Annotated in this window: 12 protein-coding genes; 4 read left to right on the top strand and 8 right to left on the bottom strand. The window is 62.7% G+C overall.

Annotated features, from left to right (window positions below):
- Positions 1-208 precede the first annotated feature (208 nt).
- The 4 genes from ACNA0J_RS03065 to parA are packed head-to-tail and all read right to left on the bottom strand — an operon-like array spanning position 209 to position 2278.
- Positions 209-808: a S26 family signal peptidase gene (locus tag ACNA0J_RS03065; RefSeq protein ID WP_415816248.1), complete on the bottom strand. Its 600-nt coding sequence runs from the start codon at positions 806-808 to the stop codon at positions 209-211.
- The gene (locus ACNA0J_RS03060) at positions 805-1362 is read right to left on the bottom strand and encodes a DUF2840 domain-containing protein (RefSeq protein ID WP_415816246.1); all 558 of its coding nucleotides are present in this window, start codon (positions 1360-1362) and stop codon (positions 805-807) included. The genes ACNA0J_RS03065 and ACNA0J_RS03060 overlap by 4 nt, the downstream gene beginning before the upstream one ends.
- Positions 1359-1643, bottom strand: coding sequence for a chromosome partitioning protein ParB (locus ACNA0J_RS03055; protein WP_415816244.1), 285 nt, complete (start codon positions 1641-1643; stop codon positions 1359-1361). The genes ACNA0J_RS03060 and ACNA0J_RS03055 overlap by 4 nt, the downstream gene beginning before the upstream one ends.
- On the bottom strand, positions 1640-2278 hold the full coding sequence (gene parA, locus ACNA0J_RS03050; RefSeq protein ID WP_415816242.1) for a ParA family partition ATPase: 639 nt from the start codon (positions 2276-2278) through the stop codon (positions 1640-1642). The genes ACNA0J_RS03055 and parA overlap by 4 nt, the downstream gene beginning before the upstream one ends.
- Here parA and ACNA0J_RS03045 point away from each other — a divergent pair.
- Entirely contained in the window at positions 2277-2417 is a 141-nt protein-coding gene (locus ACNA0J_RS03045) for a hypothetical protein (protein ID WP_415816240.1), read from the top strand. The two genes, parA and ACNA0J_RS03045, sit on opposite strands and share 2 nt — an antisense overlap.
- A gap of 162 nt (positions 2418-2579) precedes the next feature.
- On the opposite strand, the gene ACNA0J_RS03040 is transcribed toward ACNA0J_RS03045, so the two are convergent.
- From ACNA0J_RS03040 to ACNA0J_RS03025, 4 genes are all read right to left on the bottom strand, one after another.
- Positions 2580-3437, bottom strand: coding sequence for a replication initiator protein A (locus ACNA0J_RS03040; protein WP_415816238.1), 858 nt, complete (start codon positions 3435-3437; stop codon positions 2580-2582).
- Positions 3438-3463: 26 nt separating this feature from the next.
- Complete coding sequence (locus tag ACNA0J_RS03035; protein ID WP_415816516.1) at positions 3464-3760, bottom strand: helix-turn-helix transcriptional regulator; 297 nt, start codon at positions 3758-3760, stop codon at positions 3464-3466.
- A gap of 115 nt (positions 3761-3875) precedes the next feature.
- A complete protein-coding gene (locus tag ACNA0J_RS03030; RefSeq protein WP_415816236.1) occupies positions 3876-4652 on the bottom strand; it encodes a DUF2285 domain-containing protein in 777 nt (258 codons plus the stop codon).
- A gap of 346 nt (positions 4653-4998) precedes the next feature.
- On the bottom strand, positions 4999-5346 hold the full coding sequence (locus tag ACNA0J_RS03025) for a DUF2958 domain-containing protein (RefSeq protein WP_415816234.1): 348 nt from the start codon (positions 5344-5346) through the stop codon (positions 4999-5001).
- 272 nt (positions 5347-5618) lie between these two features.
- Between ACNA0J_RS03025 and ACNA0J_RS03020 the strand changes: the two genes are divergently transcribed.
- From ACNA0J_RS03020 to ACNA0J_RS03010, 3 genes are read left to right on the top strand one after another with little or no spacing between them, the layout of a single operon-like run.
- On the top strand, positions 5619-5912 hold the full coding sequence (locus ACNA0J_RS03020) for a helix-turn-helix domain-containing protein (RefSeq protein ID WP_415816232.1): 294 nt from the start codon (positions 5619-5621) through the stop codon (positions 5910-5912).
- 13 nt (positions 5913-5925) lie between these two features.
- Positions 5926-6213 (top strand): hypothetical protein, encoded by a 288-nt coding sequence (locus ACNA0J_RS03015; protein ID WP_415816230.1) that lies wholly within the window; start codon positions 5926-5928, stop codon positions 6211-6213.
- Positions 6213-7109, top strand: a complete 897-nt coding sequence (locus ACNA0J_RS03010) for a TIR domain-containing protein (protein ID WP_415816226.1) — start codon at positions 6213-6215, stop codon at positions 7107-7109. The genes ACNA0J_RS03015 and ACNA0J_RS03010 overlap by 1 nt, the downstream gene beginning before the upstream one ends.
- Positions 7110-7147: the final 38 nt, after the last annotated feature.

Raw genomic sequence — 7147 nt, 5'->3', positions numbered from 1 at the left:
GCGAACGCGCAGATGGGCATGCCGATGGCCGTAGACCGGGCGCGTTCGAGGCAAGACGCCTGCACGTTGGACGGCTACGCCGGAGACAGCGCGACGTGCGGTGCAGATGCACTCGCACTGCACACGCGACGACATGCGGAAAGCCACTGGATCGACATGCCCGATGGCACGATGAGATGCACGACAACGTGCAGCGAATCGGCGGCCATCATGGGCGTGTCTCCAGCCAGACCGGATGCGCGACGCCGATCACGGCGGATGCACTGACCGGCCCAAAATAGCGGCTGTCGAACGATGCCGGATTGGTCGCGCTCAACAAGAACAGTTCGCCAGGCCCAAGGTGGCGGCATTGCGGCCAAAATGACAGCGGCCGGCCCAGTCGGTCGGCAGGCAGCACGGTGGCCGAAGGCACGCCGTCGATGCGTACCTGCCCGGCAACGATGCAGACGTGTTGCGGGGCGACCGCCCCCACACGTTTGAGCAGCGGAATGCGCGTCGGCAGGTAGCCGCGCTGCGCTGCGAGCGCGGCAGCGTCGGCGGGCAATCGGGTCAGGACGATGCTGCCCACGGACAAGGGACGCGGTAGCGAGGCGACCCGATGGTCGACCGGCTGCACGCGATACCAACCGACCGGAACGCTGTCGGATGGGTTGTAGATCAGGCGTGGCGGCGGCTGCACGAACGCCGCCCAGGCCAGCGCAGCAAGGCCGACAGCGGCGAAGCCCGCCAGCACGATGCGAGCGCGCAGGCGCGAGAGAGGATGCGACGCGGTTTCGGGTGCGCGCGCGGTGGCGGCGTCAGCGGTCATGGCAGCATCCTCCCAGCCAGCCAGGCGGCATGCCGTTCGGTGGTGTATTCGGGTAGCGGCAGGCGGGCCGCCAGACGGTTGCCCAGCGTGCGCCAGTACGCGGGCGACACGTCGATGGTGGCGATACCCAATGCCTCAATGCGGTCGATACGTTCCAGCACGGCGCGCACGTTGGCGTCACCCTCGGCGTGCAGCAGCAGACGCGCACCAGGCTGTACGCCAGGAATGCGCTGCACGTCGTCCAGCGGCGTGCCGGCCTGCATCACCATGAGCTGCCAGCGGATCGTGCCGTAGTCGTTGGCGTGCCAGCGGATGCGGCAGAACGTCGCGCCAGGCAGGAACACCGCGCAGCGCCGCCAGCGGTCGAGCAGGAGCGTGCGCGCCGGTACGCCAAAACGCAGATAGAGCTTGAAGCGCGGCTCGATGTAGGCGAGCGACACGCGGGTCAGCGGCACGCTGCCGGCCTGGCCAGCGAGTGTCGAAGGCGAAGGCGCTGGCGTGGTCGATGTGGGATCCGTAGCCGTGTTCGCGGCGGGTGCAGCGGTTACGTTCATGGCGTGGTCTCCGTGCGGTTGTCGGGGAACTCTCGTTCCAGCAGGCCGCGCAGCAGGTCGGCCACGGTCACGCCCCGCGTGAAGGCCGACACCTTGACGCGCGCGCGCAGCGCGGGCGTCACGTCGAGCGTCAGGCGTGCGGTGTAGAGGTCGCCTTTGTTGAGCGCATCGGCATCGCCCTGGCGAATCCACGCCTCGGCGTGCGGATTCGCAGGCGGGCGCGCACCGATGCCGACACGCTTTGCCCTGCGCTTGCTGTTCGGTGGCAGCTTCGCTGTCATGTCGGCCACCGCAGCAGTTCGTCCACCAGTGCGTTGATCTCGCGTGCGGCGGCGCTGTCGGGCGCCGTCTCGCGTGCAAGCCGGCCAGCGGCCACGCTGTCTGCGAAGACGATCCTTTGCCGAACCTCCGCACGCAGCGCCGGCAGCGGTTGTTCGGCCAGCGACTGCCGTGCCTCCCGACCGATCACCGTGGTGCTGACGCGCCGGTTGATGACAAAGGCCGCTGCTAGCTGCGGCCGGAACACCTGCGCTTCACGGATCAGTGCCACCATTTCGGCGCTGGCCCACAGGTCATACGGGCTGGGCTGGACCGGGATCAGCACCTGCTCGGCTGCCAGCAGCGCGGAGCGCGCCAAGGCGGCAATCCTGGGTGGGCCATCAATGACGACATGATCGGCCCTCCTGGCGAGTTCTGGCGCTTCCTGATGCAGGGTTTCCCTTGCCAGCCCCACGGCGCTGAACAGCCGGGGCAAGCCCTGCTGGCTTCTGCGCTGCGTCCAGTCCAGCGAAGAGCCCTGCGGGTCGGCATCCAGCAGGATAACCGACTGCCCACGCATCGCCAGTTCGCCCGCGATGTGGGTGGCGAGCGTCGTCTTGCCGACGCCGCCTTTCTGGTTGAGCAAGGCGACGATCATGGCGCAGCCCTCCGATCTGGAAAGCCGGCGCGGTTTTGCCTTGCCGAATGGGGTTGGTGTTGGGGCTGGTCTTGCCTTCGGATTGGCGGCGCTTTTTGCCTTTCGCCAGTTGTCCACCGCAACGGCGCTTCTCTACTAAAAGTTAGAGAATTTAAGTTAGGTATGTTAGAGGGCGCGCAAACCCGCGCCGTTATTGGCTTTCCGGCGTTTTCGTACTCCTGATAGCACGATAGTCGTACTCCCGATAGCACGATACCCCTTACTCCTGATAGCACGACACTATTCACAGCTTGTCCACCAGTTATCCCCGTGCCGTGGACGGCACGGGCCGGAAGGTCAGCAATTCCACGTCGTCCTCGGGAATCCGCACGATGCCCAGCTCGTACCCTGGCAGGGATTGCCGGGCGACCAGGGCACGCAAGTCGTAGGCAAAATCCGAGAATCGCGTGCTGCTGCCCGATTTCTGGTGCAGGTAACGGAAGTCGAACTGCCAGCCGTATTCCTGCCTGCCGCCGTGCTTGCGCACCAGGCGGTACAGCCAGCGTTCGATGCCGCCCGTGAGCCGGAAATACGCCGGGTCGATGGTCAGTACCAGGGCAGCATCGAGCACGCCCGCGTAGAACCAGTCCGGCAGGATCAGTTCGATGCCCAATGGCGTGCCGCTGGCGTCGGCCAGTTCCTTCCACTCGTTGATCCACGAGAAACGGTGCAAGCGCCTTCCGGTCGTCTCGCGGATGGATGTGGCCACCGTGGTCGATTGCAGTCGGTCGAGTGCCGCCTTGAGTCGCTGGTAGTCGCGTGAGCCGGTGCCGCGCCCGATGAAGCGCAGGATCTCGTAAGGCGTGGCGTGCATCAGCCGCGACGGCCGCAGGCCCGCGTCCTTCGCTTCCACGATCTGGCTGGCGGCCCAGATCAGGATGTCGGCATCCCAGATGGTGGCAATGCCATGCTCCTGCGTGCCTTCCACGCGAATCGTCACGTTTCCCGCCCGGAAGTCGATGGGTTTGACCCGCTTGGATTTCGCCAGCGAGAAGAACGGATAGGCCATCAAGTCCTGGCTGTCGCGCGGCGCCATGTCGCCCGGCAAGGCGCGGAACAGGTCGAGCTGTTCGCGCTCCCGCATCGGCGGCTGCCAGGACAGCAGCGCGGAACTGGACATGACGGCGGCTACCCGTGAACCTGCGATCAGCGGCGGTCACGGTAGTCACCCGCATGACGCTCGGCGTACTCCGGGTCGGAGGTGGCATCGAAGCTGCGCGCATCGGCCCAGGCATCCAGGTCGGCCACGGCGTACATGACGCGCCGGCCGAACTTGCGGAACTTCGGCCCGCCGCCGATCACGCGCTGTTTCTCCAGCGTGCGGGGCGACAGCCGCAGGTAGTCGGCGGCTTCGTCGTTGGTCAGGTAGCGTTGAGGCTGCGCGGGCGCAGCGACAACAGCGGAAGGAGCGGTTACAGAGGGCCGCAAGGGAGCGGGTCGCATGGGATTTACCTCCATCAAGCCCGGCCACACCACGCGACCGGATGGAGGCACTTTCGAGAAATTCAGGCTTCCTGCTAAGGGACGAATTGCAGGGGCTGCAAAACGTCCCCCCTCACTACGATGCAACTGGCGCAAGCTGCGCCAGGCTGCGATAGCCGCCGCGCATCAGCGCCTCGCCGCGACGCACCAGCCGCCGCACGCGGGCACGCAAGGCGCTGTCGGCGTGCCAGTCGGCGGCCACGGCATCCACGCCGAACAACCCTTCGGCCACCTCACGCAAAGACGCGCCCGCCAGGGTCGCGTCGAGCGCTTGGAGCGTGTGCAGTTCCTGCACCGCCGCGAGCGTGGGCCGGGAACGGGCCGCTGCCGCAGGCACGGCATCCGGCAGCGCCGCCAGCTTATCCAACTCGGCCACCAGTGCCTGATAGCGCGCGCAAGGTGTGGCGCAGGCGCGGGTGGCGTAGAGGTAAGCCATGCCGTCTTCCAGGCCCGGCGCCAGCGCGAGCCGCAGGCAGCAGCCGGGCCAGCGTGACACCAGCACCAGGCGCTCGCCGTCGTGGATCAGGTGCTTGCGGCCGGGGAGGCGCCAGAACTCGAAGGCGTAGGCTTCGGGCGGCGGGTCGGCATCGGGATAAAGCTGCACCACGCTGCCGTGATCGGGGAACCAGGCCGGATGCGCGTCGCGCGCGTCCAGGGCCGGGTCTTCCAGCAGGCGCAGGCCCCAGGCGTGCGCTGCATCCGGGCGGCGGCGACGGCGCAGCCAGTCGAGCCGGTAGTTGGGATCGCGGCGCAGGTACTCCCAGGCCAAGGCCGGGCCATCAAGGTGCAGCGTGTAGAGATACGCGGCGGTCGGATACCAATGTTCTCGATGTACGGCACTCGGGCCAGCCATGACGCAACCTCCTGTCAGTCAGCAGGAACGTCGCTGCGGCTTTCGGCGTGCGGGAGCCACCGTTTCAACATCAAAACGTCATCGTGATCGGGTTAAGCTGAAACTGCGGGTATCAAGTCCGATTGGCTCCGGTGCATTGCGAAAATCGTCTGAATGCGACGGCTGCGCCGCCTGGAATTGACGGTCAGCAGCCGATACCGTGCCGCAGCCCGGGCCAAAGACCATGACTGTTTATAGCAGGCTTGCACCGCTTCGGTGCAAGAGTGTGGATTCAGACCAGATGGGTCTTGAGTGAGACGGAAATAGTCACAATGCGCTGCGCTTGGCCTCGCCGCGCGGGCCTGCATCAGTCCGGTGTCGAACCGTCTTCCTGAGCCAGTCGAACGTACTCCGACAGCGGCCGCGTCGCCTGAAAGTAGCAATCGCGCATCACGGGCTGCTTGCGCGGCCCGACGATGCCGGCCAGGTCGGACAGCTTGACCGTGCCCAGCGCCGGCATCCCGATGCCGAGGTCAATCAATCCATAGCAGGTGTCGCCATCCGCAGGATCGAGCGACGCCAGCAGCCAGGTCGCGTGCGCATCCGGCGTGAACAGCCGCACCACAGGCAATGGGTCGATGACTTGGCCGGCAGCGCGGGCCTGGCCGTTGGCCAGCAAGCGCGTGCGCTCGTCGGCGGTGATGAGCGGCTTCATGGCTGCACTCCCACGGATGCGCAAAACCGCCAAGACGCTTTCCGGCCTTCCCACGAAAGCACACAAGCGCATGACCACGCATGCACAGAAGTGTAAAGGCACGAAGGCGTATGTGCGGAAGTCAGGAAAGACACGATTCAAGCTCTCCGGTTTGGAGGAAACCCGCCGATACGGAGTTCCGTAAAGGCACAAACGCATCAAAATGAATACTATAGATTGTAGCCCTATAGGGCGCAACGAGTTGTCATTCTGGATTTTGGGGAGAGTCCAGAATGACAACGCGCAAGCCATCGTTGCCCGATGCACTGCGGCGGATCAGGAAGGCGCGTGGCCTGAGCCAAGAGGCGTTCTCAGATGTGTCCAGCCGCACCTACCTCAGCTCTCTGGAGCGAGGACTGAAAAGCCCAACATTGAATAAAATAGAAGATCTATGTGCCTTGCTGAATGTTCATCCACTTACGTTGCTAGTCCTGACGTATGCAGGTAGTGATCACCAAAACGCTCGAGAACTAATGGATCATGTTGCCCAGGAAATCTCATCATTCTCCGAAGCTTCGAAAAACTAACTGGAGGTGAGTCATGTTCAAAATTACTGGACTGGATAAACTCCAGAAGAATCTGAAAGATGCGCAGCGCGCCTTGAGCGAGTTAGACGGCGAACTGGGGGTCGTAAACTTTGATCCAAATGATCCCGCCAGCATTGAGGCTGCAATTCAGTCGGTCAATCGAATGATCGACGAGCGCGTAGGAGAATATTCTGCAAACCCTATTGTCGGGCCTCTTGCAGATCAAATGAAGGAAAAGTATCGAGAGAGCATCCTTCAAAAAGCGGCCGAAGCCAGATTGAAGCCGGGTGAGGATGAGTAATGGCTCAAGACATATTCTCGGAAATAAATAATGCAGTCCTAGATTTGCAGGCGTCGCAGCTTCAAACCTACGAAAGACCTCTCAAGAAAATTGCTCAACTGCTACGACATCCTGACCTTGAGCCGTACAACGCCAAGCTCACGGAAGGCCTCGACGTAGAAGCGTTCATCGCTGAAAGCGAAAAAACCGGGGGCAGCATGGTTGGGAGCGCCCGGCTTGTTTGGCCAGATGAGCCCAGACAGGTGTTGGGGTTGACGTTGCTTTTGATTGAGAAGCTGGCGGCAGACCCTAGTTATGCTACCGACTTCGGGCACCATTTTTTCTATTCTGGCAAGAAGATCATTGCTGGAATCCACGCACTTACTGGCCAGCTAATCATTCCATTTGTGCGCGATTACAAGAATTATATCCAGGCCAAGGGAAACACAGAGACCATGTTAAAAGCTCAGTTTTCGCGCAAGGTATTTATTGTGCATGGCCACGATGATGGCGCTCGTGAAACAGTGGCGCGATTTCTTGAGCGCATTGGACTTGAAGCCATCATCTTGCACGAACAGGCTAACCAAGGACGAACAATTATCGAAAAAGTAGTTGCTCACAGTGACGTTGGTTTCGCAGTAGTCCTGCTTACACCTGACGATGAGGGCTGCGTAAAAGGAGGAACGCCTGAACCCAGGGCACGACAAAATGTGCTTTTGGAGTTGGGATATTTTATTGGTCGCCTGGGCAGAGAAAAGGTATGTGCTCTCAAGCGCGGCGCAGTGGAGATTCCAAGCGATTTTGCCGGTGTTGTTTGGGAGACGATGGATAGCGGCGGAGGCTGGAAACAGGCGCTTGCGCGTGAGCTTGAAGCTGCTGGTCATAGCATCGACTGGAATAAGGTCATGCGTGCATAGATCTGTGCCCCGCCACTATGGGCGGGGCGCGGGGGGGG

It is taken from the genome of Bordetella tumbae (assembly GCF_965139195.1).
In the GTDB taxonomy this organism is placed as follows: Bacteria; Pseudomonadota; Gammaproteobacteria; order Burkholderiales; family Burkholderiaceae_B; genus Bordetella_A; species Bordetella_A tumbae.
Note: the sequence above shows the minus strand (reverse complement) of the source record. Positions and strands in the feature narration are given on the sequence as shown.

Excerpts from the sequence above, each read along its gene's own strand:
- ACNA0J_RS03065 (WP_415816248.1), bottom strand. The coding sequence starts at position 808 with ATGACCGCTGACGCCGCCACCGCGCGCGCACCCGAAACCGCGTCGCAT.
- ACNA0J_RS03060 (WP_415816246.1), bottom strand. The coding sequence starts at position 1,362 with ATGAACGTAACCGCTGCACCCGCCGCGAACACGGCTACGGATCCCACA.
- ACNA0J_RS03055 (WP_415816244.1), bottom strand. The coding sequence starts at position 1,643 with ATGACAGCGAAGCTGCCACCGAACAGCAAGCGCAGGGCAAAGCGTGTC.
- ACNA0J_RS03045 (WP_415816240.1), top strand. The coding sequence starts at position 2,277 with ATGGCGCAGCCCTCCGATCTGGAAAGCCGGCGCGGTTTTGCCTTGCCG.
- parA (WP_415816242.1), bottom strand. The coding sequence starts at position 2,278 with ATGATCGTCGCCTTGCTCAACCAGAAAGGCGGCGTCGGCAAGACGACG.
- ACNA0J_RS03040 (WP_415816238.1), bottom strand. The coding sequence starts at position 3,437 with ATGTCCAGTTCCGCGCTGCTGTCCTGGCAGCCGCCGATGCGGGAGCGC.
- ACNA0J_RS03035 (WP_415816516.1), bottom strand. The coding sequence starts at position 3,760 with ATGCGACCCGCTCCCTTGCGGCCCTCTGTAACCGCTCCTTCCGCTGTT.
- ACNA0J_RS03030 (WP_415816236.1), bottom strand. The coding sequence starts at position 4,652 with ATGGCTGGCCCGAGTGCCGTACATCGAGAACATTGGTATCCGACCGCC.
- ACNA0J_RS03025 (WP_415816234.1), bottom strand. The coding sequence starts at position 5,346 with ATGAAGCCGCTCATCACCGCCGACGAGCGCACGCGCTTGCTGGCCAAC.
- ACNA0J_RS03020 (WP_415816232.1), top strand. The coding sequence starts at position 5,619 with ATGACAACGCGCAAGCCATCGTTGCCCGATGCACTGCGGCGGATCAGG.
- ACNA0J_RS03015 (WP_415816230.1), top strand. The coding sequence starts at position 5,926 with ATGTTCAAAATTACTGGACTGGATAAACTCCAGAAGAATCTGAAAGAT.
- ACNA0J_RS03010 (WP_415816226.1), top strand. The coding sequence starts at position 6,213 with ATGGCTCAAGACATATTCTCGGAAATAAATAATGCAGTCCTAGATTTG.